The 24,083-nt window shown below is 61.1% G+C and carries 24 protein-coding genes; 16 read left to right on the top strand and 8 right to left on the bottom strand.

The genetic code is table 11. The annotated features are described in order from the left end of the window. Positions 1-58 precede the first annotated feature (58 nt). Positions 59-1,075 (bottom strand): AraC family transcriptional regulator, encoded by a 1,017-nt coding sequence (locus C1X29_RS26015; RefSeq protein WP_102718719.1) that lies wholly within the window; start codon positions 1,073-1,075, stop codon positions 59-61. A gap of 179 nt (positions 1,076-1,254) precedes the next feature. On the opposite strand from C1X29_RS26015, the gene efeU reads away from it, so the two are divergent. From efeU to efeO (C1X29_RS25995), 4 genes are read left to right on the top strand one after another with little or no spacing between them, the layout of a single operon-like run. Next, the gene (gene efeU / locus C1X29_RS26010) at positions 1,255-2,094 is read left to right on the top strand and encodes an iron uptake transporter permease EfeU (protein ID WP_007951269.1); all 840 of its coding nucleotides are present in this window, start codon (positions 1,255-1,257) and stop codon (positions 2,092-2,094) included. 8 nt (positions 2,095-2,102) lie between these two features. Beyond that, positions 2,103-3,302: an iron uptake system protein EfeO gene (gene efeO / locus C1X29_RS26005; RefSeq protein ID WP_102718718.1), complete on the top strand. Its 1,200-nt coding sequence runs from the start codon at positions 2,103-2,105 to the stop codon at positions 3,300-3,302. A gap of 17 nt (positions 3,303-3,319) precedes the next feature. After that, positions 3,320-4,618: an iron uptake transporter deferrochelatase/peroxidase subunit gene (gene efeB / locus C1X29_RS26000; protein ID WP_102718717.1), complete on the top strand. Its 1,299-nt coding sequence runs from the start codon at positions 3,320-3,322 to the stop codon at positions 4,616-4,618. Between the two features lie 20 nt (positions 4,619-4,638). After that, the gene (gene efeO, locus C1X29_RS25995) at positions 4,639-5,463 is read left to right on the top strand and encodes an iron uptake system protein EfeO (RefSeq protein ID WP_085687128.1); all 825 of its coding nucleotides are present in this window, start codon (positions 4,639-4,641) and stop codon (positions 5,461-5,463) included. A 62-nt stretch (positions 5,464-5,525) separates the two neighbouring features. Here efeO (C1X29_RS25995) and pssA read toward each other — a convergent pair whose 3' ends face one another. Next, a complete protein-coding gene (gene pssA, locus C1X29_RS25990; protein ID WP_085687126.1) occupies positions 5,526-6,869 on the bottom strand; it encodes a CDP-diacylglycerol--serine O-phosphatidyltransferase in 1,344 nt (447 codons plus the stop codon). Positions 6,870-7,125: 256 nt separating this feature from the next. Here pssA and C1X29_RS25985 point away from each other — a divergent pair, with 256 nt between their 5' ends. Together C1X29_RS25985 and C1X29_RS25980 are read left to right on the top strand one after the other, a co-directional pair. Then, the gene (locus C1X29_RS25985) at positions 7,126-7,692 is read left to right on the top strand and encodes a TetR/AcrR family transcriptional regulator (RefSeq protein WP_007951264.1); all 567 of its coding nucleotides are present in this window, start codon (positions 7,126-7,128) and stop codon (positions 7,690-7,692) included. A gap of 53 nt (positions 7,693-7,745) precedes the next feature. Then, a complete protein-coding gene (locus C1X29_RS25980; protein WP_102718716.1) occupies positions 7,746-8,225 on the top strand; it encodes a nuclear transport factor 2 family protein in 480 nt (159 codons plus the stop codon). 42 nt (positions 8,226-8,267) lie between these two features. Here C1X29_RS25980 and sfnG read toward each other — a convergent pair whose 3' ends face one another. After that, entirely contained in the window at positions 8,268-9,362 is a 1,095-nt protein-coding gene (gene sfnG / locus C1X29_RS25975) for a dimethylsulfone monooxygenase SfnG (RefSeq protein ID WP_102718715.1), read from the bottom strand. 258 nt (positions 9,363-9,620) lie between these two features. Between sfnG and C1X29_RS25970 the strand changes: the two genes are divergently transcribed. Then, entirely contained in the window at positions 9,621-10,400 is a 780-nt protein-coding gene (locus C1X29_RS25970; protein WP_007951261.1) for a TSUP family transporter, read from the top strand. On the opposite strand, the gene nudC is transcribed toward C1X29_RS25970, so the two are convergent. From nudC to C1X29_RS25955, 3 genes are all read right to left on the bottom strand, one after another. Then, entirely contained in the window at positions 10,368-11,198 is an 831-nt protein-coding gene (gene nudC, locus C1X29_RS25965) for an NAD(+) diphosphatase (protein ID WP_102718714.1), read from the bottom strand. The two genes, C1X29_RS25970 and nudC, sit on opposite strands and share 33 nt — an antisense overlap. A gap of 6 nt (positions 11,199-11,204) precedes the next feature. Beyond that, positions 11,205-12,017: a crotonase/enoyl-CoA hydratase family protein gene (locus tag C1X29_RS25960; protein WP_102718713.1), complete on the bottom strand. Its 813-nt coding sequence runs from the start codon at positions 12,015-12,017 to the stop codon at positions 11,205-11,207. A gap of 82 nt (positions 12,018-12,099) precedes the next feature. Beyond that, on the bottom strand, positions 12,100-12,873 hold the full coding sequence (locus tag C1X29_RS25955; protein ID WP_102688065.1) for a class I SAM-dependent methyltransferase: 774 nt from the start codon (positions 12,871-12,873) through the stop codon (positions 12,100-12,102). Positions 12,874-13,031: 158 nt separating this feature from the next. On the opposite strand from C1X29_RS25955, the gene C1X29_RS25950 reads away from it, so the two are divergent. From C1X29_RS25950 to pncA, 4 genes are all read left to right on the top strand, one after another. Continuing rightward, positions 13,032-13,565 carry a tetratricopeptide repeat protein gene (locus tag C1X29_RS25950; protein ID WP_102718712.1) on the top strand — a complete coding sequence of 178 codons (534 nt, stop codon included), beginning with the start codon at positions 13,032-13,034 and terminating at the stop codon, positions 13,563-13,565. Positions 13,566-13,654: 89 nt separating this feature from the next. After that, positions 13,655-14,113 (top strand): sigma-70 family RNA polymerase sigma factor, encoded by a 459-nt coding sequence (locus tag C1X29_RS25945; protein WP_256584399.1) that lies wholly within the window; start codon positions 13,655-13,657, stop codon positions 14,111-14,113. Continuing rightward, a complete protein-coding gene (locus C1X29_RS25940; RefSeq protein WP_102718710.1) occupies positions 14,110-14,868 on the top strand; it encodes an anti-sigma factor in 759 nt (252 codons plus the stop codon). Before C1X29_RS25945 ends, C1X29_RS25940 begins: the two co-directional genes overlap by 4 nt. Before the next feature lie 50 nt (positions 14,869-14,918). Next, entirely contained in the window at positions 14,919-15,545 is a 627-nt protein-coding gene (gene pncA, locus C1X29_RS25935; RefSeq protein ID WP_102718709.1) for a bifunctional nicotinamidase/pyrazinamidase, read from the top strand. A 142-nt stretch (positions 15,546-15,687) separates the two neighbouring features. On the opposite strand, the gene C1X29_RS25930 is transcribed toward pncA, so the two are convergent. Continuing rightward, positions 15,688-16,989, bottom strand: coding sequence for an ATP-binding protein (locus C1X29_RS25930; protein WP_085745569.1), 1,302 nt, complete (start codon positions 16,987-16,989; stop codon positions 15,688-15,690). Positions 16,990-16,993: 4 nt separating this feature from the next. Then, positions 16,994-17,695, bottom strand: coding sequence for a response regulator transcription factor (locus C1X29_RS25925; protein ID WP_007960391.1), 702 nt, complete (start codon positions 17,693-17,695; stop codon positions 16,994-16,996). A 263-nt stretch (positions 17,696-17,958) separates the two neighbouring features. On the opposite strand from C1X29_RS25925, the gene C1X29_RS25920 reads away from it, so the two are divergent. The 5 genes from C1X29_RS25920 to C1X29_RS25900 all read left to right on the top strand — a co-directional run bounded on the left by C1X29_RS25920 (position 17,959) and on the right by C1X29_RS25900 (position 24,068). Then, positions 17,959-19,116, top strand: a complete 1,158-nt coding sequence (locus tag C1X29_RS25920; protein WP_102718708.1) for an efflux RND transporter periplasmic adaptor subunit — start codon at positions 17,959-17,961, stop codon at positions 19,114-19,116. Between the two features lie 15 nt (positions 19,117-19,131). Further along, positions 19,132-22,230, top strand: a complete 3,099-nt coding sequence (locus C1X29_RS25915) for an efflux RND transporter permease subunit (protein WP_102718707.1) — start codon at positions 19,132-19,134, stop codon at positions 22,228-22,230. 126 nt (positions 22,231-22,356) lie between these two features. Further along, the gene (locus C1X29_RS25910; protein WP_102718706.1) at positions 22,357-22,803 is read left to right on the top strand and encodes a hypothetical protein; all 447 of its coding nucleotides are present in this window, start codon (positions 22,357-22,359) and stop codon (positions 22,801-22,803) included. Beyond that, complete coding sequence (locus tag C1X29_RS25905; RefSeq protein WP_102718705.1) at positions 22,800-23,273, top strand: hypothetical protein; 474 nt, start codon at positions 22,800-22,802, stop codon at positions 23,271-23,273. The genes C1X29_RS25910 and C1X29_RS25905 overlap by 4 nt, the downstream gene beginning before the upstream one ends. 153 nt (positions 23,274-23,426) lie before the next feature. Beyond that, positions 23,427-24,068: a DUF1345 domain-containing protein gene (locus tag C1X29_RS25900; protein ID WP_085745564.1), complete on the top strand. Its 642-nt coding sequence runs from the start codon at positions 23,427-23,429 to the stop codon at positions 24,066-24,068. Positions 24,069-24,083 lie beyond the last annotated feature (15 nt).

The raw sequence follows: 24,083 nt of genomic DNA, 5'->3' as shown, positions 1-24,083 counted from the left end.
GCGTGGGAACGAGAGTTGGCGGTGGGCGGTGGGCGGTGGGCGGTGAGTCTGTGGTGGATCAGACCGCTTCGTTGAGAATCAAGCTGCGGTAATGCCCCGGATTGGTTCCCGACCACTTGCGAAACGCCTTGTAGAACGAACTCGCATCGGCAAACCCCAGGCGTGTGGCGATCTCGGCAAAACTGATCGAAGGCTCCGCCAGCCAGGTGATCGCCAACTCCTTGCGCACGCTGTCCTTCAACCCCTGATAAGTCTGCCCTTCTTCAGCCAGACGCCGACGCAGGGTCGAAGCCGACATGCACAACTGTTGGGCCAGCGCGTCGGTTTCCGGCCAGTGTTCAGCAGATAATTGCCGCAGATCCTGCTTGATCCGGCTCGCAAGGCTTTCCGGGTCGCGGTACTTCACCAGAATGTTGGCCGGGGCATGGGCCAGGAAACGCTTCAACTCCTCGGCGCTGCGCTTGATCGGCAGATCCAGCACGTCGGCGGCGAAGATCATCCGCGTGCGCGGCCGGTCGAAACGCAGGTTTTCCGAGAACATCACCCGATAGTCATCACAGAAATCCGGCGCCGGGCAGCGCAGCTCGATGGCCAGGATCGGAATCCGCCGCCCCGCCAGCCAGCACGCCACGCCGTGGACGATCATCCAGTAAGTGAAATAGGTGAAGGCGCGGCGCGGTTCCGGGTCGTCTTCCAGCAACACGATTTCCGCCAGACTCTGCTGGTGCACCAGTTGCGCCGGCAGACGTTCAAGCATCAACGACAGGAAATTCAGACCGGTGCTCAAACCTGCAGCCAGGTTCGGCTGGGCCATGGCGCTGCGGCAGAGGAATTCCAGGCTGCCGGATTTCAGCTTGCGCGGGTCCATGCCGAAGAACTCGTCATCGCCGCGCCGCGCCAGCAGGCGCCATAACCGTGCGTACTGACTGGCCGGGACGCGTGCGTCATCGGTGGACAGCAACGCCGGATCGATCCCGACCTTGCTCAAGACTTCTTCCGTGGCCACGCCCAGGGCACAACTTTGCAGCAGTGCCTCGCGCACCAGTTGAATGGCGATGGTGTCTTTTTCCGACATGGAACGCGCGCAATCCTGTTGTTGTTCGAGTGGCGGGCATCTTAGCGCAGCTGGCTCGGTGGCGTGGATGTTCAGACTCGTTCAGCTCCGGTTCAGCTAAATGTCAATGAATGCCATGTGAGAATGACTTTCATTATGTTACAACTTGTAACCTCATTTCGTTACACAGTGATCGTCGAATGCTCGTTCCCTTTTTGATCATGTTGCGCGAAGGCATCGAAGCCGCGCTGATCGTTGGCATCATCGCCAGCTACCTGCAACAGACCGGCCGTGGCCAGTGGATGCCGGCGGTGTGGATCGGAGTGTTCCTCGCTGCTGCGCTGGCGTTGCTGGTCGGCGGTGGCCTGGAGCTGGTCAGCGCCGAATTCCCGCAAAAACAGCAGGAACTGTTCGAAGGCGTGGTCGGGCTGGTGGCCGTGGGCATTCTCAGTTCGATGGTGTTCTGGATGCGCAAGGTGGCGCGTTCGATCAAGCATTCGCTGCAAGCCTCCCTCGATCACGCGCTGACCGCGTCAAAGCATCAGGTCATCGCGCTGATCGCCATGGTGTTTTTCGCCGTGGCCCGTGAAGGTCTGGAAACCGTGTTCTTCCTGCTCGCCGTGTTCCAGCAGAGCGAAGGCCCGGCCGCGCCGATCGGCGCCCTGCTCGGCCTGATCCTGGCGATCATCGTCGGCTTCCTGATCTACAGCGGCAGCATGCGTTTGAACCTGTCGGCGTTCTTCCGCTGGACCGGGCTGTTCATCCTCGTGGTCGCCGCCGGGATTCTCGCCAACTCGGTACAGGCCCTGCATGAGGCCGGGGTGTGGAACCACCTGCAAACCGTGCTCTTCGACTTCAGCGCGACGCTGCCGATGGATGGCCCGCTGGGCTCGGTGCTGGCCGGCATGTTCGGTTATCAGGACGCGCCGACCGTCAGCACCCTCGGCGCCTACCTGATTTATCTGCTGGTGGCGCTGGTCATGTTCTTCATGCCGGCACCCAAGCCCGCTGCCCAATCGTCTTCCGTTTCCAGCCAATAAGGGCCTTCATGTCAAAGCCTAATACTTCTCAGGCCTCGCCTCCCCGCGCCTTGCGCTGGGCGGTGGCCGGTTCGGTGGTCGTGATGATCGCCGCCGGTGGCCTGTTCTACTACGCCTCGAAAATGGCCGCCGCCAAACGTCAGCACAACCATGACGAAGTGGTGGTGAACATCCATCCGCACAGTTGCGAGCCGAACGCCCTGACGGTGCCGGCCGGCCACGCCAGCTTTCGCATCGTCAACCGCTCCGACCGGGCGGTGGAATGGGAAATTCTCGACGGCGTGCTGGTGATCGAAGAACGCGAGAACATCGCCCCGGGCCTGAGCCAGGTAATCAACGCCAACCTGCAACCCGGCGATTACGCCATCACTTGCGGCCTGCTGAGCAACCCGCGCGGCACGCTGCACGTGACGCCGACCGCCGCTTCGGATGCCGCCGCCAAGGCCAAGCCTTCGATGGTTGCCTTCGTCGGGCCGCTGTCGGAGTTCCGCGTGTATCTGGCCAGCCAGAGCAGCGCGCTGATCAAAGCCGTGACGGCGCTGAATCAAGCCATCGACAGCGGCGATCTGGCCCAGGCCCAGGCTTTGTATTTGCCGACCCGCGCCGCGTATCAGCGTCTGGCCCCCGCCGCACAACGTCTGGCGGAGCTGGACAACAGCATCAACGCCCGCGCCGATTACTTCGAAAAACGCGAGCAGGATCCGGCCTTCGTCGGTTTCCACCGTCTCGAATACGCGCTGTTCCAGCAACGCAAACTCGATGATCTGACGCCCATTGCCCAAGGCTTGCTCGACAACGTCACCACCCTGAAACAACAGCTGCTGGCCCAGTCGCTGCCGCCGGAGCAACTGGTGGAAATCGTCGTGCGCAACCTCAATACCCTCGCCGACGTGCGCGCCGCCAGCGGCGAAGAGGAACGCTACAGCCACAGCGATCTCAACGGCTTCGCGGCCAATCAGGAAACCGCGCACAAAGTCGTCGAACTGCTGCGCCCGCTGCTGAGCAAATCCGCCGCCGACCTGATGCCGAAAATCGACAGTGCGCTGGCTGATTTCGATACCACGCTGAACGGCTTCAAGGTCAAGGACGGCTACGCCAGTTACGACACCGTCAACGGTGAGCAACGCAAGCAGATCGCCGACAAGGCCAAGGCCCTGGCCGACGCCCTCGACGCCATTGATCCCGCCCTCGGCCTCTCCGGCCTGTAAGCAGAAGACGAATACCGATGAACGATTCCGAACACTTCAACCTGCAACGTCGCCGCGTACTGATGGGCATGGGCGCCGCCGGCGTCGCACTGGCCGGTACTGCCCTGAGCTGCCCGGCGATGGCCGCCGCCCCTGCGCAAGTCACCGAAGCGCCGAGCAGCGACAAGACCCAGGATCACCACGATTTCCATGGCGTGCACCAGACTGGCATCGTCACCCCGCGTCCGGCGGCCGGCATGCTGGTGTCGTTCGATGTGCTGGCCAGCGACCGTGAAGACCTGGAGCGGCTGTTCCGCACCCTCAACGAGCGCATCTCATTCCTGATGAAGGGCGGCCCGGTGGCGCAGATCGATCCGAAGTTGCCGCCGCCGGATTCCGGAATCCTCGGCCCGGTGGTGACGCCGGACAACCTGACCATCACCGTGTCCGTCGGCGAATCGTTGTTTGATGAGCGTTTCGGCCTCGCGTCCGCCAAACCCAAGCGTCTGGTGCGCATGGTCGGTTTCCCTAACGATGCGCTGGAAGCCGATTGCTGCCACGGCGACCTGAGCCTGCAGTTCTGCTCCAACACCGCCGACACCAACATCCACGCCCTGCGCGACATCGTGAAAAACCTGCCGGACCTGCTGCTGGTGCGCTGGAAACAGGAAGGCAGCGTGCCGCCGCAAGCCCCTGCCAAACCCGGTGTGCCGGCGCAATCGGCGCGCAACTTTCTGGGTTTCCGTGACGGTTCGGCCAACCCGGATTCCAACGACGGCAAGGCCATGGACCGCATCGTCTGGGTGCAACCGGGCAGCGACGAACCGGCCTGGGCGGCCCACGGCAGTTATCAGGCGGTGCGGATCATCCGCAACTTCGTCGAACGCTGGGACCGCACGCCATTGCAGGAACAGGAAAGCATCATCGGCCGGGTCAAAACCACCGGCGCGCCAATGGGCGCCAGCCATGAAACCGAAGTCCCGGATTACAGCAAGGACCCGGAAGGCAAGCTGACCAAGCTCGACGCGCACATCCGCCTGGCCAATCCGCGCACCGCCGCGAGCCAGGCCAATCTGATCCTGCGCCGTCCGTTCAACTACTCCAACGGCGTGAACAAGAATGGCCAGCTCGACATGGGCCTGCTGTTCATCTGCTACCAAGCCGACCTGGAAAAAGGCTTCATCACCGTGCAGACCCGCCTCAACGGCGAGCCGCTGGAGGAATACCTCAAGCCGGTCGGCGGCGGTTACTTCTTCACCCTGCCGGGTGTCACGGGCGACAAGGATTTCATCGGTCGTTCGCTGCTCGACGCTACTCAACCAAAAACAACTGCATAGCATTCAACAGGAGCCGCCCCATTAAAAAAACGCCACTCGCGTTATTACTGACCCTTGGTTTGCTCAACACCCCGCTGTCGGCGTTCGCCGCGACCGCGCCACTGGATCTGGTGGGGCCAGTGTCGGACTACAAGATCTACGTCACCGAACAACTGGATGAACTGGCCAGCCACACCCAGCAGTTCACCGACGCGGTGAAAAAAGGCGACCTGGCCACCGCGCAGAAGCTCTACGCGCCGACCCGCGTTTATTACGAGTCGATCGAGCCGATCGCCGAGCTGTTCAGTGACCTCGACGCCTCCATCGACTCCCGCGTCGATGACCACGAGCAAGGCGTGAAAGCCGAAGACTTCACCGGCTTCCACCGCATCGAATACTCGCTGTTCTCGGAAAAGAGCACCAAGGATCTGGACGCCCTGGCGGACGGCCTGAACAAGGACGTGAAGGACCTGCAGACCCGCGTCGCCGGCCTGACCTTCCCGCCGGAAAAAGTCGTCGGCGGCGCCGCTGCGCTGCTCGAAGAAGTCGCCGCGACCAAGATCTCCGGTGAAGAAGACCGCTACAGCCACACCGACCTGTACGACTTCCAGGGCAACATCGACGGCGCGAAGAAAATCGTCGACCTGTTCCGTCCGCAGATCGAGAAACAGGACAAGGCCTTCGTTGCCAAAGTCGACAAGAACTTCGCCACCGTGGACAAGATCCTGGCGAAGTACAAGACCAAGGACGGTGGTTTCGAGACTTACGACAAGGTGAAGGACAACGACCGCAAGGCGCTGGTAGGCCCGGTCAATACCCTGGCGGAAGACCTGTCGACATTGCGTGGCAAACTCGGGCTGAACTGAGTCCGCGCATAAAAAAAACCCCGGACGCTTGCTGCGTTCGGGGGATTTTTTGTGGGCCGGTTTTAGAGAATGCGATAGAGCAACCGCTCGACCCGCACCCGGCTCACGCGCTTGAGGAACTTGGCCACGCCCGCCGGGTAATCCGGCAAGGCTTCCAGATCCTGGAAACGTGCGATTCGCGTGGTGTGAACGAAGATGTTCTCCAGCTCCGCACGGCGCGGCTCGAGCCACTCGCCTTTCGGGTCATCGATCAGCAAGGCGTTTTCCAGATCGAGACGGAACGCCCGCGGATTGAGGTTGTTGCCGGTCAGCAGCGTATAGCGCTGGTCGATCCACATGCCCTTGAGGTGATAGCTGTTGTCGCCCTCACGCCACAGGTGCAGGTTCAACTGGCCGCTGTCGATGTTGCGCTGATGTCGCTTGGCGAAACGGCGCAGGCTGATCTCGTAGAGATACGGCAGCGCGGCGATCACCTTGAACGGCTCGGTCGGCGGGATGTAGAAGTCGTTGGCGGTCTTGTCGCCGACCACGATGTCGATCTTCACGCCACGCGCCAGCGCCCGGTTGATCTCGCGGATCACGCCGAGCGGCAGGTTGAAGTACGGCGTGCAGATGGTCAGCTGCTTCTGGGCGCTGGCGATCAGTTCCAGAATCACCCGGTTCAGCGGGTTGTTCTTGCCCACGCCAAGCAACGGACTGACCGACAGGCCGGTATGCGCCGTGCTGCCGGCACTGGTGTCGTACGCCGCGTATTTGAGACGGCTGCGCAGATCGCCGATGTCGTTGCGCAGGCTGCGGGTGGTCGGCAGGTTCGGCAGGTCGAGGCGATGCACCGCTTTCGATTCGATCAGGCCGTGCTTGACCAGATGGTGCATCGAGTCCGCCAGTTCGCGGCTTTGCAGCACGTGATAACGGTCGAAACGGTACTTGTCGAACTTGTGCAGGTAGACGTTGTTCAGGCTGGCACCGCTGTAGACCACGCAATCGTCGATCACGAAGCCTTTGAGGTGCAGCACGCCGAACAACTCGCGGGTCTGCACCGGCACGCCGTAGACCGGCACCACGCTCTGGTGGGTGCGGGTCATTTCCTGATACCACGCCGAGTTGCCCGGCTGTTTGCCGGCACCGATCAAGCCGCGCTGGGCCCGCAGCCAGTCGACGACCACCGCGATTTCAAGCTCGGGACGCTTGAGTTTGGCGGCGTGCAAGGCATCGAGGATTTCCTGGCCGGCTTCATCGTTTTGCAGATAAAGCGCGACGAGGTAGATGCGCTGGGTCGCCTGGGCGATTTTCTCCAGCAGGCAACGGCGGAAATCGGCGGCGCCGGGCAGGATCGTCACGGCCTCGGCGGTCAGCGGAAAGCTGCGCAGTTTGGGCAGCAGAGAGCGTTTGAAAAGCAACGGCATAGGGCTCGCAATGGGTCGAATCCGAAGAACCGAGAGCTTACACCATCAACTCCTTCGGGTCTTCCCGCCTGATTGATCGTTCCCGCGCTCTGCGTGGGAACGCAGCCCGGGACGCTCCGCGTCCCTTCCAGAGCTGGAACGCAGAGCGTCCCTTGAGGCATTCCCACGCAGAGCGCGGGAACGATCAAGTAGAACGCGAGAGCGATCATAAAATAACTGCTTGACCAAGGAGAACGATCGTTCTACTGTTCGCCACATGAACGAAATCACCAGCAACGACACGACCCGAGACATCATTCTGGATGTCACCGAAAAGTTGATCTACAAAAGTGGCATCGCTGCCACCGGTATGGATCTTCTGGTGAAAACCGCCGGCGTTTCCAGAAAGAGTATCTACCGCTACTTCGCCAACAAGGAGGAGCTGACCGTCGCCGCCCTGCAACGACGAGACGTGCGCTGGATGCACTGGTACAGAAGCGCCGTCGATCAGGCCGAAACCCCGGCCGATCGGCTGCTCAACCTGTTTACCGTGCTCAAGGGCTGGTTCGCCTCGGAAGGTTTCCGGGGCTGTGCCTTCATCAACACCAGCGGTGAGACCGGCGATCCCGAGGATCCGGTTCGCCTGGTCGCCAAAGACCACAAACAGAAACTGCTCGACTACCTGTGCGAGCTGTGTACCGAACATGGTGCCGAGGATCCGCAACTGTTGGCCAAACAGCTGCTGATACTGATTGACGGTGCCATTACCGTAGCGCTTGTGATGGGTGATCACAGTGCCGCCGATAATGCGCAATGCATGGCGCGAAAGTTATTGGACCTGTAACGCCTTAATAAGCCTGACAAGTTGTTTAACTGTTAATAGATCGGGAGACAAACATGTCTACTGCAGCCGAAGTTCGTCCGCCATTGCCACCGTTCAACCGTGAATCGGCCATTGAAAAAGTTCGTCTGGCCGAGGATGGCTGGAACTCCCGCGACCCGGAGCGCGTGTCGCTGGCCTACACCCTGGACACCAAGTGGCGTAACCGCGCCGAGTTCGCCAACAACCGCGAAGAAGCCAAGGGTTTCCTGACCCGCAAATGGGTCAAGGAACTGGATTACCGCCTGATCAAGGAACTCTGGGCCTACTCCGACACCCGCATCGCCGTGCGCTACGCCTACGAGTGGCACGACGACTCGGGCAACTGGTTCCGTTCCTACGGCAACGAGAACTGGGAATTCGACGACAACGGCCTGATGTTCCAGCGTTACGCCTGCATCAACGACATGCCGATCAAGGAAAGCGAACGCAAGTTCCACTGGCCGCTGGGCCGGCGCCCGGATGATCATCCGGGATTGTCCGAGCTGGGTCTGTAATTAAGTAGCCGATCCCTCCTGCACAGTGTGCAGGAGGGATTTTCAGGCGAATTCGGCAGTCCGGGCCGATTGCGCTTTAGCCTCAAGTTCCCGCACCAGCGGCAACACCCGCTGACCGAAATACTCCACCTCTTCCTGAAAATGCAGGAACCCCGCCAATACCAGATCAACCCCCACCGCTTTCAACGCGACGATGCGCTCGGCAATCTGCTGCGGCGTGCCGATCAGGTTGGTCTTGAAGCCGTCGTTGTACTGCACCAGATCTTCAAAGGTCGATTTGGCCCAGTTGCCCTCACCTTCCGGCGACGCCCTGCCCGCCTGTTTCGCTGCATCACCGAAGGCATTCACCGCTTCCGGGTCAGCCTGATCGATGATCTGCGCCAGCACCGCTTTGGCTTCTTCTTCGGTATCTCGGGCGATCACAAAAGCATTCACCCCGATTTTTACTGAATGATGGTTTGCCGCCGCTTTGGCGCGAATGTCGTCGACCTGTGCCTTGATGCCCTCGACGCTGTTGCCGTTAGTGAAATACCAATCCGACACCCGCGCCGCCATGTCACGTGCGGCACGGGAGCTGCCGCCCTGAAAGATTTCCGGGCGGCCCAGCGGTTTCGGTTTGAGGCTGTAATTGTCGAAGCGATAGAAATCGCCACGGAAGGTGAAGTTGTCCTGACTCCAGATCCCTCGCAATGAACGGATGAACTCTTCAGAACGACGATAGCGCTCGTCGTGCTCCAGCCAATGCTCGCCAATCGCCTGGAATTCGCCCTTGAACCAGCCGCTGACGATGTTCACCGCAATCCGGCCGTTGGTGAGTTGATCGATGGTCGCCAATTGTTTGGCCGCCAGCGCCGGTTGCCACGGGCCGGGCAAGATGGCGGCGATGACTTTGAGTTGGCTGGTGGCCGCGAGCAGCGCGTGGCTGAAGGCAACCGATTCATGCTGAAACTCGGCGCCGTAACCGGCGGTGAAGCGGATTTGCGTCAGGGCATATTCGAAACCCGCCGCCTCGGCCAATTGCGCCAGTTTGCGGTTGTAGTCGATGCCCCAATCGGTGCGTTGCTCGATCTTGCTGACCACCAGGCCACCGCTGACGTTCGGCACCCAGTAGGCAAATTTCACGGCTTGCTGACTCATTGGCGTGTCCTCGGGACAGTTGATGAAGGTGAGTAAGCCAGAGCAGCAAGCGTGCCAGCGGCGGGAGACCCGGTTTTATTGGTTTCTCCGGAAATCGGCATGCATGGTGAGAGGGTGAATTGTTGGGTGCGTGTTGGGTGGGCAACAGTTGAGCCGTCGCTGGTCGAGTCTTATGGGTCGCCGCAACATTCGGAAATGAGTAACATGACTGCCCTCCCCGCAGCCCAGCTCTGCGCCCTGCCGAAATAAGCCGATTCCATGCCTTTCGAACTCAGCGTTGACCTCACCACCCTGGCCGTTCTGGCCCTTGTCGCTTTCATTGCCGGATTCATCGACGCCATCGCCGGCGGTGGCGGTCTGTTGACCACGCCTGCGTTGCTCACCGCCGGCCTGCCGCCGCACCTGGTGCTGGGCACTAATAAACTGAGTTCGACCTTCGGTTCGGCCACCGCCAGTTTCACCTTCTACCGACGCAAGCTGTTTCACCCACGGCAGTGGATGCACGCCATCGTCGGCACGCTGGTCGGTGCGCTGACCGGCGCCGTCGTCGCCCATTACCTGCCCGCCGAATGGCTGAACAAGATGCTGCCGGTGATCGTCTTCGCCTGTGGCCTGTACCTGTTGTTTGGCGGCACGCCGAAAGCGCCGCTGGACAGCGACGCACCGATCAAGAAGAAGTGGCAATCGACCCAGGGCTTCAGCCTCGGTTTCTACGACGGCGTAGCCGGCCCCGGCACTGGCGCGTTCTGGACGGTCAGCAGCCTGCTGCTGTACCCGATCGATCTGGTCAAGGCCAGCGGCGTGGCGCGCAGCATGAACTTCGTCAGCAACATTGCGGCGCTGTCGGTGTTCGTGTTTTCCGGGCAGGTGGACTGGATCATCGGCCTGAGCATGGGCCTGTCGGTGATGGTCGGCGCATTCTTCGGGGCGCGCACCGCGATCAGCGGCGGCGCCAAGTTCATTCGTCCGGTGTTCATCACCGTGGTGCTGGGGTTGACCGTGCGTCTAGCCTGGCAGCACTGGTTCAGCGTGGCCTAAGCGCCGCGCCACGTAGACGTCGATCAGATAACGGGCAATCGATTTGGACGCCGGCAACGGCGGCAGATCGTGCACGTTGAACCACTGGGCGTCTTCGATCTCGTCTTCCTGACAGACAATCTGGCCACCGGCGTATTCGGCATGGAAGCCGAGCATCATCGAATGCGGGAACGGCCAGCACTGGCTGCCCATGTATTGGATGTTCTTCACCTCGATCTGCACTTCCTCGCGCACTTCGCGAATCAGGCAATCCTCGGCCGACTCACCCGGTTCAGCAAACCCGGCCAGCGTGCTGTAGACCCCGGTGACGAAACGCGGTGAGCGCGCCAGCAGCACTTCATCGCCACGGGTCACGAGCACGATCATGCTCGGCGAAATCCGCGGATAACTGCGCAGGTCGCACGGCTGGCAATACATCGCCCGCTCCCGCGGCACCTGGGTCATGGCCTGACCGCAGTTGCCGCAGAAACGGTGTTCGCGCGCCCAAGTACCAATCTGCGCCGCATAACCCAGCACTTTGTAGATCGTGTGATCGCCATCGAGCATGAACGCCCGCAGGCCTTTCCAGCTGCAACCCGGCACCTCGCTGGTGCTGCGCAGTTCCAGCAGATACACCGGCTCGCCATCGAGATGACCGATACCGTGCTCGGCAAGGATCGACAAGTCCTGGCGCTTGAGCCATTCCCGCGGGAACAGCGCGCCGTTGTCATCGAACAGGAAACCCTCGGGGCTGCGCGCCACGGCCCAGCCGCCGGGTTGATCGGTGTCCAGTACTGCAGTGGTCCAGCGAGATGTCATGGTTTCTCAATCCAGAAATTCGGGTTTCTGTTTGCTCATATGGGCGGCCATGGCCACGCGCAAATCGTTGGATTGCAGCATGGCGGCGTTCCAGGTGGCAACGTACTCGAGACCGTCGTCGATGCGATGGTCGCGCATGTAGCTGATCATTTCCTTGGTGCCGGTGACCGCGATCGGCGACTTGCCGGCGATGTCCCGGGCAATGTCCATCACGCCTTCGATAAGGCTGTCCTTGTCGCTGTAGACGCGATTGACCAGACCGATGCTGCGCGCTTCTTCGGCGCCAAAGGTGCGACCGGTGTAAGCCAGCTCACGCAGCATGCCGTCACCGATGATCCGTGGCAACCGTTGCAAAGTGCCTACATCAGCCGCCATGCCGATATCGATTTCTTTAATAGAGAATTGCGCGTCTTCGGCGGCGTAGCGCATGTCGCAGGCGGCGATCAGATCGATGGCGCCGCCCAGGCAATACCCCTGGATCGCCGCGAGTACCGGTTTGCGGCAATTGTCGACCGCATTGAAGGATGCTTGCAGGGTCAGGATCTTCTTGCGCAGCAGGCGCGCATTGCGGCCGACGTCCTTGCCCAGCTCATTGGCCACGCCGGCCAGCATCATCAGGTCGATGCCCGAGGAAAAGTGTTTGCCGGCGCCGCTGAGCACCACCACCCGCACTTCGTCGGTGTCGTCGATCCACTGGAACACCTCGACGATTTCGCTCCAGAACGCGGCGTTCATCGAGTTGATCTTTTCCGGACGATTGATCTGCAAATGGGCGATGTTGTCGGCCAGTTCGACGCTGAAGGCGGTGTATTGAGTCATGGCAGAAGTCCTTTACCGGGCTGAAAATGAGGCCCGAACTATAACAAGGCATCAGCACGGCGGTTCGGCCAAATGCGGGACTCTAGCCGTTCTTCACCGCGACGAAGGCGGCGGTCTCGTAAGGCACCGTCACCACTTCCCTGCCCCGCAACTGCGGCTCGCCGGCAATCAGTTGAGCAATCTGCTCGTCGATCTTCGCACGTTGTTGGTCACTCAACGCCGCAATGAAACTGGTGGAGCGCACCCGGTTGAAAATCACATCCTCCGGCGAGCCGGTATGGCCATGCTGAAAGTGCTGCGCCTGCAACGGCCCGAACGCCGGATGGGGAAAGGCCTTGCGCCATTCGCCGGTGTAGAAGCGCGGTGTGTCACCTTCCAGCGCATTGACGATGGCGTCCAGCTTGGGCACCCAGTCGATCCGGGTGTCGCGCAGGTTCCAGATCAGGCCCAGCTTGCCTCCCGGTTTAAGGACCCGGGCGATTTCATCCAGCGCTTCTGTGCTGGCAAACCAGTGAAAGGCCTGGGCGCAGACCACGGCATCCACCGAGGCGTCGGGCAGCGGCAAATCCGTCGCCGTACCGCTGACGGCCAGCACCTGCGGCCAGGCCAGCGACAGTTTTTCCAGCATCTGCGCCACCGGTTCCACGGCGATCACCTGGGCGCCGGTCGCCACCAGCCGTCCGGTGAACTTGCCGGTGCCGGCGCCGAGGTCGATAACGGTCTTGTGGCCATCAAGGCCCAGCGTGCCCGTCAGCCATTCACTGACGGCCGGCGGATAGTCGGGCCGGCCTTTGACGTAGGTGTCGGCAGCGGTTTTGTAGCCGCTGGCGGCCGAGTGGTGAACCTGATCTTTCATGGCCAAACTCCCATGGTAGAACTGCAGATCGACAACGAGTGCTGACGAGCATAGCGCCGGAAAAAGGGCTTTCCTTTAACAAAGCCTGACAAAGCAATGAATAAATTTTCACCCTGCGGTGTTCAAAGTGAAACATGACCCCCTGTGGAGCCTTGCCCATGACTATCCGTTCCGTTATGTTCGCCGCCCCGTTGCTGGTGGCCGCGGTTTTCGCGAGCCCCCTCGCCTTCGCCAATGGCGATGAAGAGGCGCCGGTACAGAAGCCCAACTGCCCCAAAGGCCAGGTGTTCGACACCAAGACCCAGAAGTGTGTGATGCAGACCAGCCATCTGGTGCCCGACGCCGACCGGACCGATTACGCCTACCGTCTGGCCAAGGCCGGCCGTTATGAAGAAGCCCTGACCCTGCTCGACACGCTGGAACAACCGAACACCGCCAAGGCCCTCAACTATCGCGGTTACGCCACGCGCAAACTGGGGCGCACTGACGAAGGCATCGGATATTACCTGCAATCGGTCAAGCTTGATCCGCAGTACGCGCAAGTCCGCGAATACCTGGGCGAAGCCTATGTGATCAAGGGCCGCGTCGATCTTGCGCAGGAACAGTTGCAGCACATCCAGACGATCTGCGGCACGACCTGCGAGGAATACCGGGACCTGGCCGAAGCCATCAACGATTCATCGAAAACCTGACACGACACGCGGAGGCGAACATTTTCAGCGATCAGGCCTTCAGGGCCGAACTCGGGCAACACCTGGCGCGCCTGTGGCGCTACGGATTGCTGCTGTCGCGCAATCGGCACGTGGCCGAGGATCTGGTGCAAGCCACCTGCGTGCGGGCGCTCGAACGTTCGGGCCAGTACGTGGCCGGCACACGCATGGATCGGTGGCTGCTGAGCATCCTGCATTCGATCTGGCTCAATGAAGTGCGCGCCCGCCGGGTGCGCCAGGGCCAGGGTGTGGCGGATGCCGAAAGCCAGCTGACGTTCGATGGTGAATACGCCGCGCAGACTCATGTGATGGCAGCGCAGGTGATCCGCCGGGTCGATGCGTTGCCGGAAACCCAGCGTGAAACGGTTTATCTGGCCTACGTCGAAGGCCTGTCCTACCGCGAAGTCGCCGAGATCCTGCAAGTGCCGATCGGCACGGTCATGAGCCGTCTGGCCACCGCGCGCCTGAAACTGGCCGAATACCCGCCGCTGCAAGCGGTACCGAACAGCCCCGCAGGAGACCGGCAATGAATGCGCCTTCCGACGAGCAACTGGTGGCGTATCTGGACGATGAACTTGACCGCGAACAGCGCAGCCAACTCGACAGCCTCATCGCCGACGATCCGCTGCTGAGTTTGCGCGTGCAATGGCTGAGTCGCAGCAACCTGCCATTCAAGGCTGCCTACGACGAACTGGCGCAACAGGCACCGCTTGATCGCTTGCAGGCCCGGCTCGATGCCGCGCCGTCACCGCAGAAGCCCGGTTTGAGCCGGCGCTGGTTCATCGGCGCGGCGGCAGCGGGCGTGGCGCTCGCAGGTGTCGCGGCGGACCGCTTGCTCCTGGCCTGGCAAACGCAGCAATCGCACAACTGGCGCGAGCTGGTGGGCGATTACATGGCGCTGTATGTGCCGCAGACCCTCGAACATCTGCCCACCGACGAAGCCTCGCAACTGGCGCAGCTGCGAACCGTCGATGCGCGGCTCGGCGTGAGCCTGTCGCCGGCGAAACTGAAACTGCCGGGCGCACAGTTCAAACGCGCGCAATTGCTCGAGTATGACGGCGTGCCCATCGCCCAGATGACCTGGCTCGACGCCACCCACGGCCCGTTGGCGCTGTGCGTCACGCGCACCAACAGCGGCAGCCAGCCGCTGGCCCATGAACGCCGGCACGGGATGAACGTGGTGTACTGGACCGAACGCGAACATGCCTGGATGCTGATCGGCCATCACCCGGCTTACGAGCTGGAGGAGATGGCGAAAATGTTTAAGACCCAGCTGAACGTTTAAAGAATTTTGTCACTATGCTGCTCGGGTGATTTTCCACGAAGGATGGATTTATGCCGATTTCTCCACGCACAGCCCTGCTGGTCATCGACGTGCAGAACGACTTCATTCCCGGCGGCCAGTTGGCCGTGCCCGAAGGTGACCTTATCGTTCCGCTGATCAACCGGCTCGCCGGGCAGTTCAAGCAAGTGGTCATCGCCCAGGACTGGCATCCGGCGGGGCATGCTTCGTTTGCTTCCAGCCATCCCGGGCGTCAGCCTTACGATGTGATTCAACTGCCGTACGGTGAGCAGACGCTGTGGCCGGATCATTGCATTCAGGGTTCACGCGGTGCCGAGTTTCACTCGGGGCTTGATCTGCCCCACGCGCAATTGATCATCCGCAAGGGCTGCAACCCGGACATCGACAGCTATTCGGCGTTTCTGGAAGCGGATCGCGTCACGACCACGGGTCTGGCCGGTTATCTGAAGGAACGCGGGATCGAAACGGTTTACATGGTTGGTCTGGCGCTGGATTTCTGCGTGATGTTCTCCGCGCTGGATGCACGGGCGGCGGGGTTCAATGCGTTTGTGGTGCTGGATGCGTGCCGGGCGATTGATTTGAACGGCTCGCTGGCGTCGGCGATCGAGCGGATGCAGGTAGCTGGGGTTGGGTTGATCCAGTCCACTGAACTGCTTTGACCCACTTGCTGATCGTTCCCACGCTCCGCGTGGGAATGCATACGGTGACGCTCTGCGTCACAAAGGACGCGGAGCGTCCTGGGCGGCATTCCCACGCAGAGCGTGGGAACGATCAGCGCTCTGGGTGGGACCTCAGCGATCATCAGGTCGGGGTTGGCAGCCAAAGCCTGAAACGCGCCCCGCCCAATGGCGAACCCTCCACCGTCAACGTCCCGCCCTGCGCTTCCAGCGCCCGCCGGCTGATCGCCAGTCCCAGGCCAAACCCGCCGGTCGCCCGATCGCGACTGCGATCCAGTCGATAGAACGGCTCGAAAATCCGCTCCCGCTCGTCTTCCGGAATGCCGATGCCGTCGTCATCCACCCAGATCTCGCAGCCTTTCGGGCAGACCTGCACACCGATCTGAATGCGTTTCTCGCAGTAGCGCATGGCGTTGCGCAGCAGGTTCTGAATCGCGCGGGCCGTCAGGCGCGGGTCGAGGGAGAAGCGTTCCAGCTGATTGTGCAGCAGCACATCGATGACGATTTCCGGGGATTCCAGTTCTTCATCGACGCTGCCCAGAATGCTGTCGATGAACTCGTCCAGCGACACTTCGACCTGCTCCGGCAACTTCGCCGGATTCTGCAGGCGACTGTAGGACAGCAACTCCAGCACCAATTCATCCAGTTCGCGAATGTGCGCGACCAGCCCCTGCAGGCGTTCGCGGCTGGCTTGCGGCAAGTCATCGGACAGCGCCAGCGCCAGGCCGAAGTCCAGGCGGGTCAGCGGCGTGCGCAATTCGTGGGACACGGCGTTGAGCAGGTCCCGCTGCTGGTTGAGCAGGTTTTCGATATCGCCGGCCATGGTGTCGAACACATTGGCCAGACTGCCGATGTTGGAGCTTGCGCCAATCTGCGTGCGCTCGCTCAAATGGCCCTTGCCGAAACGTTCGGCCGTGCCCTTGAGGCGTTCCAGATCGCGCCAGTGCGGGCGAAACCAGAGCAACAGGCACGCCAGCAGACTGGCGCCGATCAGCACGTTGATGCTCCAGTACAACAGGTTCACGTCCATCGGATCCGGCGGCACCACCATCTGCACCGCCATTTCGTCGTTGAGCGGCGTGACCGCCAGCGTGCGCCAGCCCCAGTCGCCCACCCGCACCATGTTCTCACCACGCCGCAGCCGCTCTTGCTCGATGGCGGTGAAGCCAGGGTCATCAATACGGGCGAGCACGATGTGCAGCGGTTGAAAATCCTTGTCCATCGATGCTGCCAGCGCCGGCCACTGATCCTGCGGCACCGCGCGAAACTGCTTGGTGATCAGCGATTGCAGGCCTCGGGAATAGTCGAGGTTGTAAGTGACGAATCGCTGCTTGAACGCCATCACTACCAGATCCGGCACCAGATAGATCGCCGCACTGTAGGAGACGATCGTCACCAGATAGAGGCGAAACAGGATTCTGAACATCGAATCAGCATTCCCACTCGGAACGGCTGAACAGATAACCCTTGCCCCACACGGTCTTGATCTTGCGCGCCTCGCCGGCGTGGTCGTCGAACTTGCGCCGCAGCTTGGAAATCGCCACGTCCACCGAGCGGTCGGTGCCGTTGAATTCGATGCCGCGCAGGCGTTGCAGGATCTGGTCGCGGCTCAGCACTTCGCCGGCATGACGGGCCAGCACCACCAGCAGGTTGTATTCGCCGCTGGACAGCTCCACAGGTTGCTCGCGCCAGGTCACCGTGCGTTCCGACAAATCGATGCACAGATTGCCCATCAGGATCCGGTCGTTGGCGGTCATCGGCTCGCCGAGGCTGCTGCGCCGCAGCAAAGTGCGCACTCGCGCCAGCAGGACGCGCGGCTCACAGGGCTTGGTGACGTAATCGTCGGCGCCCATTTCCAGGCCCAGCACCTGATCGTGGCTGTCGTCGCGGGCGGTGAGCATCAGGATCGGCAGCGTGGCCGAATCGGCACGCAACAGGCGACAGACCTGCAAACCGTCGAGGCCCGGCAGCATCAGGTCGAGAATCACCAGATCCGGCGGATTGAGCCGCGCCCGTTCGCGCACATGGTCGCCACGGCCGATCACGCTGACGGAGTAACCGTTGCGTTCGAGGTAACTGGAGATCAGTTCGGCGAGGGCGGTGTCGTCTTCGACCAGAAGAATGTTGGGCATTGAGGTGATCCAGAAATACAGTGGCGACCCATCGTCCGCTATCGCGAGCAGGCTCGCTCCCACATTTGGAATGCAATCCCTTGTGGGAGCGAGCCTGCTCGCGGTGCTTTATCTGTCGCAATAAATATCAAGGCGTAAAGGATATACGCCCTCACTCGTCCCTGAGCAAAACCCTTACACAATTTCACACAGCGCCTACAAAGCTTCACCGCTACCCTCGGCGACTGTCCGTAGGATGCGCAGATCAATATTGGGGGTTGTACATGTCGAAGAATCTGCTGGCCGGGCTCGGCCTGATCGCATTGGCGCTGACGCTGAGTGCCTGTGATAAATCCTCGAACGCCGAGGAACAGGCGCCGCCGGCCACCGTGCGGATCGAAACCCTTGAGGCGCGCCCCCTGTCGATCAGCAGCGAACTCAGCGGACGGATTGCCGCGCCGCGCATTGCCGAAGTCCGCGCCCGAGTGGCCGGCGTCGTTCTGCAACGCACCTATCGCGAAGGCAGCGACGTAAAAAAGGGCGATGTTTTGTTCCGCATCGACCCGGCGCCGTTCAAGGCTGACCTCGATAGCGCCGAAGCCGCCCTGCGCAAGGCCGAGGCCAATGCGTTCCAGGCAAAACTGCAGGAGCAGCGCTACGCCCAGTTGATCGACGACAAGGCCATCAGCGCTCAGGATTACGACAATGCCCGCGCCAATGCCCGGCAGACTGCCGCCGACGTGGCCGCCAACAAGGCTGCTGTCGAGCGGGCGAAGCTGAACCTCGGTTACGCCACCGTCACCGCGCCGATCTCCGGGCGTGTCGGTCGCGCCCTGGTGACCGAAGGTGCACTGGTCGGCCAGAACGAAACCACGCCCATGGCGCTGATCCAGCAACTGAACCCGATCCACGCCGACCTCACCCAGTCGACCCGCGAACTCAATGAGCTGCGCCGGGCCTTCCGGTCCGGCCAGTTGCAGCAGGTCGGCCAGGATCAGGTCAAGGCCACGCTGATCCAGGACGACGGCAGCCTCTATCCGTTGCCGGGCAAGTTGCTGTTCAGCGACATCACGGTCGATCCGGGCACCGGTCAGATCATTCTGCGCAGCGAGTTCCCCAACCCGGATCTGGACCTGTTGCCCGGCAGCTACGTTCGCGTGCGCCTGGAACAAGGCGTGATTCAACACGGCCTCACCGTGCCGCAACGCGCGGTGCAACGTGACAGCGCCGGTGTGGCGCAAGTGCTGACCGTCGACGATCAGATGCGCGTCGCCCAGCAGCCGGTTCAGCTTGGCGCTGTGCAGAACGACCGCTGGATCGTTACCGGCGGCCTCAAGCCCGGCGACCGCATTGTCATCGAAGGCCTGCAACACGCCCGTCCGGGCGAAGTGGTGCAGATCGACGACACCCCTCTTCCACTTGCCCAGACCTCTGGTCAGTAAGCAGGACGCTCTTCTATGCCGCAGTTCTTTATCGACCGCCCGGTGTTCGCCTGGGTCGTCGCGTTGTTCATCCTGTTGGCCGGTGCGCTGGCCATCCCGCAATTGCCGGTGGCGCAGTACCCCGACGTCGCGCCGCCGCAGATCGAGATCTATGCCGTGTACCCGGGCGCCTCGGCGCAGACCGTCGACGAAAGCGTGGTCAGCCTGATCGAGGAAGAGCTCAACGGCGCCGATCACCTGCTGTATTTCGAATCGCAGAGCAGCCTCGGCAGCGCCACCATCAAGGCCACTTTCCAGCCGGGCACCAATCCGGAACTGGCACAGGTTGACGTGCAAAACCGCCTTAAAGTGGTCGAGTCGCGCCTGCCGCAAGCGGTCAACCAGCAAGGTTTGCAGGTGGAGAAAGTCTCCGCCGGTTTCCTGTTGCTGATCACCCTCACCTCCAGCGACGGCAAGCTCGACGACGTAGCGCTCAGCGATTATCTGGCGCGCAACGTGATGAACGAGATCAAGCGCATCGACGGCGTCGGCAAGGCCCAGCTGTATGGCGCCGAACGGGCGATGCGGATCTGGGTCGACCCGCAGAAGCTGATCGGTTTCAACCTGACGCCGGCCGACGTCAACGCCGCCATCGTCGCGCAGAACGCCCAGGTCTCGGCGGGCAGCATCGGCGATCTGCCAAACCCGAGCACTCAGGAAATCACCGCGACGATTCTGGTCAAGGGACAACTGTCGACCCCGGAAGAGTTCGCCGACATCGTGCTCAAGGCCAACCCGGACGGCTCCACCGTGCGCATCAAGGATGTGGCGCGGGTCGAGATCGGCAGCCAGGAATACCAGTTCGGCACCCGTCTGAACGGCAAGCCGTCCACCGCCGTCGGCGTGCAACTGGCGCCGGGCGCCAACGCGCTCAGCACCGCCACTTTGATCCGGGCGAAGATGGATGAACTGTCGCGCTTTTTCCCGGCGGGCGTGGAATACAAGATTCCCTACGACACGTCGCCATTCGTGAAGGTCTCGATCACCAAAGTGGTCTACACCCTTGGCGAGGCGATGTTGCTGGTGTTCGCAGTGATGTTCCTGTTCCTGCAGAACATCCGCTACACCCTGATCCCGACGCTGGTGGTGCCGGTGGCGTTGATGGGCACCTTCGCGACCATGCTTGCGCTGGGGTTCTCGATCAACGTGCTGACCATGTTCGGCATGGTGCTGGCCATCGGCATTCTGGTGGACGACGCCATCGTGGTGGTGGAGAACGTCGAACGGATCATGGCCACCGAAGGCCTGTCACCGAAAGAAGCGACGCGCAAGGCGATGACCCAGATCACCGGGGCGATCATCGGCATCACCCTGGTGCTGGTGGCGGTGTTCATTCCGATGGCGTTCATGCAGGGTTCGGTGGGCGTCATCTATCGCCAGTTCTCACTGTCGATGGCCACTTCGATTCTGTTCTCGGCCTTCCTCGCCCTGACCTTGACCCCGGCACTGTGTGCAACCTTGCTCAAGCCGATTGCCAAGGGTGAACACCACGAGAAAACCGGGTTCTTCGGCTGGTTCAACCGTCGCTTCGAGCAACTGACCGATCGCTATCAAGGCTGGGTCGGTTACGCGCTGAAACGCACCGGTCGTTATCTGCTGATCTACGTTGTGTTGCTGGTGGGTCTGGGCCTGTGCTTCGCGCGCCTGCCCTCCTCGTTCCTGCCGGTTGAAGATCAGGGTTACACCATCACCGACATTCAACTGCCACCCGGCGCGAGCAAGAACCGCACGGTGCAGGTGGTCGAGCAGATCGAAGCGCACAACGCCGGCGAACCGGGCGTGGGCGACAGCACGGTGATTCTCGGTTTCAGCTTCTCCGGCAGCGGGCAGAACGCCGCATTGGCGTTTACCACGCTCAAGGACTGGTCGCAGCGTGGCGGCGACGACTCGGCAAGTTCGATTGCCGACCGCGCCAACATCGCCCTCAGCCAGATCAAGGACGCCGTGGCGTTCGCCGTGCTGCCGCCGCCGGTTGACGGTCTCGGTACGTCCAGCGGCTTCGAGTTCCGCCTGCAGGATCGTGGCGGCCTCGGCCATGCGACCTTGATGGAGGCGCGCACCCAGTTGCTGGAAGCCGCCGAGAAAAGCCCGATCCTGATGAACGTGCGTGAAAGCGCACTGGCCGAAGCGCCGCAAGTGCAACTGGAAGTGGACCGCAAGCAGGCCAACGCCTTGGGGGTTTCGTTCGCCGATGTTGGCAACGTGCTGTCCACCGCCATTGGCTCTTCGTACGTCAACGACTTCCCCAATCAGGGGCGGATGCAACGCGTTGTCGTGCAGGCTGAAGGTGACCGTCGCAGTCAGGTCGATGACCTGCTGAAAATGCATGTGCGCAACGACGCCGGAAAAATGGTGCCGCTGTCGGCGTTCGTCCGAGCCACGTGGACTCAAGGCCCGGCGCAGTTGACCCGCTACAACGGCTACCCGGCGATCTCGATTTCCGGCGAACCGAAACCCGGCCACAGCACTGGCGAAGCCATGGCGGAGATCGAACGGCTGGTGGCTCAGGGGCCGAAAGGCCTGGGTCAGGAATGGACTGGTCTGTCGTTGCAGGAACGTTTGTCCGGCAGTCAGGCGCCGATTCTGCTCGGGCTGTCGCTGCTGATCGTGTTCCTGTGCCTGGCGGCGTTGTATGAGAGTTGGTCGATCCCGACTTCCGTGCTGCTCGTTGTGCCGCTGGGCGTACTCGGCGCGGTGCTGGCGGTGACTTTGCGCGGAATGCCCAACGACGTGTTCTTCAAGGTCGGCCTGATCACCATCATCGGCCTGTCGGCGAAAAACGCGATCCTGATCATCGAGTTTGCCAAGAGTCTGTATGACGAAGGGCATGACCTGATTGACGCTACGCTGCAAGCGGCGCGTCTGCGGTTGCGGCCGATCGTCATGACTTCGCTGGCGTTCATTCTGGGCGTGGTGCCGCTGGCGATTGCCACGGGTGCGAGTTCGGCGAGTCAGCAGGCGATTGGTACCGGGGTGATTGGTGGGATGATTACCGCGACGTTGGCGGTGATTTTTGTGCCAGTGTTTTTTGTGGTGGTGGTGAAAGCCGTAACCCGATGGGCCGGCAAAAAATGAAGTTTCGCTATAAGTCGATCGGTTTTTACACCTGTCAAAGTTGACAGGTTCGCCAATTGCTCCAAAAACTTAGGCTAGCTCCTGTCACGTTTGACTTAGCGGTTTGACTTGAATCAGGAGCTTCTCATGACGAATGTAAAGGGCAATGCAGATGGCAAATTCACAGCCACCACGAGCGATCCCGAACTCCGGAATTTTAACGCAGAAGAAAAGTTCTACTCATTGGGTATGGGCCGCTCCCTTCAGGGGTGGGCCTCGTTGGTGCAATGGCCGAATGAACGCAGAAACATTGCCCTGAATTTCATAAACAAGGGCGATATGGAAAACCAGACCTTCGATTTCGCCGATCCTGAACGCCAAGCGACAGGCAGCTGGTGGAAAAGTACATCAAGCTCTGTCGAAGCGCCTTTCCTTGCGCAAAGCGGCACAGTCACTGTCACCGTGGACGCCGCTAAAGATGAAGCCATGGCAACGTTCGACTTCGTTGCGGTGTCGCAGAATGGAAAAGAGAAAGTGACTGTCAAGGGAGAACTGCATCTGGTGCCGAACGACCAAAGGAGAGCAAAACCATGAGTGCTGCTCAACGAGTGTCCGGAGGTAGCTTGACCGCTGACGTCGATGGCCTGGAGCCGCCAGTAAAGAATAGCTACACGGCAGAAACGGTTCTCCTCACGGCTCAATACGATCAACTTTTCAAACAAGAGGCCTGGTCAGCCAGGGGAGAATGGTGGATTGATGGCCCGAGTCGTCCTCAACGGAGTCTGAGTATTGTTCTGAATGTGGTGCAAACCGCCAGTTTGAATACCCCCTACGACTTGAGTACGGATGTCAGTCTGGTCAGAGCGGTTTTCGTGGAAAGACTCGCGGTTGGTATCAATCCTTTTTACAAAGCGATTCAAGGGACAGTCACCTTTCTCAGCTTCCCTGTTGCCGGCTCGGAGAAGGGAAAAATTGAAGCCGAGTTCGACTTCCTCGGCCAGAACGGTGATGCTGTTCCAAAAACCGTGACGGTCTCCAAAGGCAAGCTTCAGATCCGTAATTGATCCAGCTTCCCGCCCATCCTTCTGAAACATAAAAACCTTGAGCTTCTTGTCGATGCTGACAGAGTCACAAGGTTTCTTTTTGCAGTCCTCCGCGCCAGCCAGAACCCACACCCATGCTATGGTTTGCTCGACGCCGTCAACAAAGAGCCGCCCATGCGCTTCCTCGCCCGCACCCACCCTCGCCTCTCTGCCGCGTTCCTGGTCGGCCTTGCCGTCGGCCTTCTGGTACCCGCCGATTCCGTCATCAGTAAAATACTCATCGGCTGGAATGCCGGGGTCTGGACCTACCTGGCGCTGATGCTCTGGCTCACCGCCAGGGCCAAGGCGCCGGACGTCAAGCAGATCGCCGTCGTCGAAGATGAAAACGCCGGGCTGGTGCTGTTCGTGGTGTGTATTGCGGCGCTGGCCAGCCTGGCGGCCATCACCCTGGAACTTGTCGGCAGCAAGGATCTGGATACCCACCACAAATTGATGCACTACGGTTTTACCGCACTGACGGTCATTGGCTCATGGCTGCTGATCGGGGTGATTTTCTGCGTCCACTACGCCCGGCTGTTTTACACCTGGGACGGCAAAGAGCCGGCGCTGCGCTTTGCCGAAGGCCTGACGACGCCCAATTACTGGGACTTTCTGTACTTCTCGTTCACCATCGGCGTCGCGGTGCAGACGGCGGATGTCGGCGTGGCCACGCGGGAGATCCGCAAGATCGTGCTGGCGCAGTCGCTGATCGGTTTCGTATTCAACACAGCGATTCTGGGTTTCTCGATCAACATCGCCGCCGGATTGTTTGGCTGAGGGCTGGCGTCAGTG

Origin of the sequence: Pseudomonas sp. GW456-12-10-14-LB2 (genome assembly GCF_002884345.1) — a bacterium.
Lineage (GTDB): Bacteria > Pseudomonadota > Gammaproteobacteria > Pseudomonadales > Pseudomonadaceae > Aquipseudomonas > Aquipseudomonas paraglycinae.
This window is presented reverse-complemented; position numbering and strand designations above follow the sequence as displayed.

Excerpts from the sequence above, each read along its gene's own strand:
- C1X29_RS26015 (WP_102718719.1), bottom strand. The coding sequence starts at position 1,075 with ATGTCGGAAAAAGACACCATCGCCATTCAACTGGTGCGCGAGGCACTG.
- efeU (WP_007951269.1), top strand. The coding sequence starts at position 1,255 with ATGCTCGTTCCCTTTTTGATCATGTTGCGCGAAGGCATCGAAGCCGCG.
- efeO (WP_102718718.1), top strand. The coding sequence starts at position 2,103 with ATGTCAAAGCCTAATACTTCTCAGGCCTCGCCTCCCCGCGCCTTGCGC.
- efeB (WP_102718717.1), top strand. The coding sequence starts at position 3,320 with ATGAACGATTCCGAACACTTCAACCTGCAACGTCGCCGCGTACTGATG.
- pssA (WP_085687126.1), bottom strand. The coding sequence starts at position 6,869 with ATGCCGTTGCTTTTCAAACGCTCTCTGCTGCCCAAACTGCGCAGCTTT.
- C1X29_RS25985 (WP_007951264.1), top strand. The coding sequence starts at position 7,126 with ATGAACGAAATCACCAGCAACGACACGACCCGAGACATCATTCTGGAT.
- C1X29_RS25980 (WP_102718716.1), top strand. The coding sequence starts at position 7,746 with ATGTCTACTGCAGCCGAAGTTCGTCCGCCATTGCCACCGTTCAACCGT.
- sfnG (WP_102718715.1), bottom strand. The coding sequence starts at position 9,362 with ATGAGTCAGCAAGCCGTGAAATTTGCCTACTGGGTGCCGAACGTCAGC.
- C1X29_RS25970 (WP_007951261.1), top strand. The coding sequence starts at position 9,621 with ATGCCTTTCGAACTCAGCGTTGACCTCACCACCCTGGCCGTTCTGGCC.
- nudC (WP_102718714.1), bottom strand. The coding sequence starts at position 11,198 with ATGACATCTCGCTGGACCACTGCAGTACTGGACACCGATCAACCCGGC.
- C1X29_RS25960 (WP_102718713.1), bottom strand. The coding sequence starts at position 12,017 with ATGACTCAATACACCGCCTTCAGCGTCGAACTGGCCGACAACATCGCC.
- C1X29_RS25955 (WP_102688065.1), bottom strand. The coding sequence starts at position 12,873 with ATGAAAGATCAGGTTCACCACTCGGCCGCCAGCGGCTACAAAACCGCT.
- C1X29_RS25950 (WP_102718712.1), top strand. The coding sequence starts at position 13,032 with ATGACTATCCGTTCCGTTATGTTCGCCGCCCCGTTGCTGGTGGCCGCG.
- C1X29_RS25940 (WP_102718710.1), top strand. The coding sequence starts at position 14,110 with ATGAATGCGCCTTCCGACGAGCAACTGGTGGCGTATCTGGACGATGAA.
- pncA (WP_102718709.1), top strand. The coding sequence starts at position 14,919 with ATGCCGATTTCTCCACGCACAGCCCTGCTGGTCATCGACGTGCAGAAC.
- C1X29_RS25930 (WP_085745569.1), bottom strand. The coding sequence starts at position 16,989 with ATGTTCAGAATCCTGTTTCGCCTCTATCTGGTGACGATCGTCTCCTAC.
- C1X29_RS25925 (WP_007960391.1), bottom strand. The coding sequence starts at position 17,695 with ATGCCCAACATTCTTCTGGTCGAAGACGACACCGCCCTCGCCGAACTG.
- C1X29_RS25920 (WP_102718708.1), top strand. The coding sequence starts at position 17,959 with ATGTCGAAGAATCTGCTGGCCGGGCTCGGCCTGATCGCATTGGCGCTG.
- C1X29_RS25915 (WP_102718707.1), top strand. The coding sequence starts at position 19,132 with ATGCCGCAGTTCTTTATCGACCGCCCGGTGTTCGCCTGGGTCGTCGCG.
- C1X29_RS25910 (WP_102718706.1), top strand. The coding sequence starts at position 22,357 with ATGACGAATGTAAAGGGCAATGCAGATGGCAAATTCACAGCCACCACG.
- C1X29_RS25905 (WP_102718705.1), top strand. The coding sequence starts at position 22,800 with ATGAGTGCTGCTCAACGAGTGTCCGGAGGTAGCTTGACCGCTGACGTC.
- C1X29_RS25900 (WP_085745564.1), top strand. The coding sequence starts at position 23,427 with ATGCGCTTCCTCGCCCGCACCCACCCTCGCCTCTCTGCCGCGTTCCTG.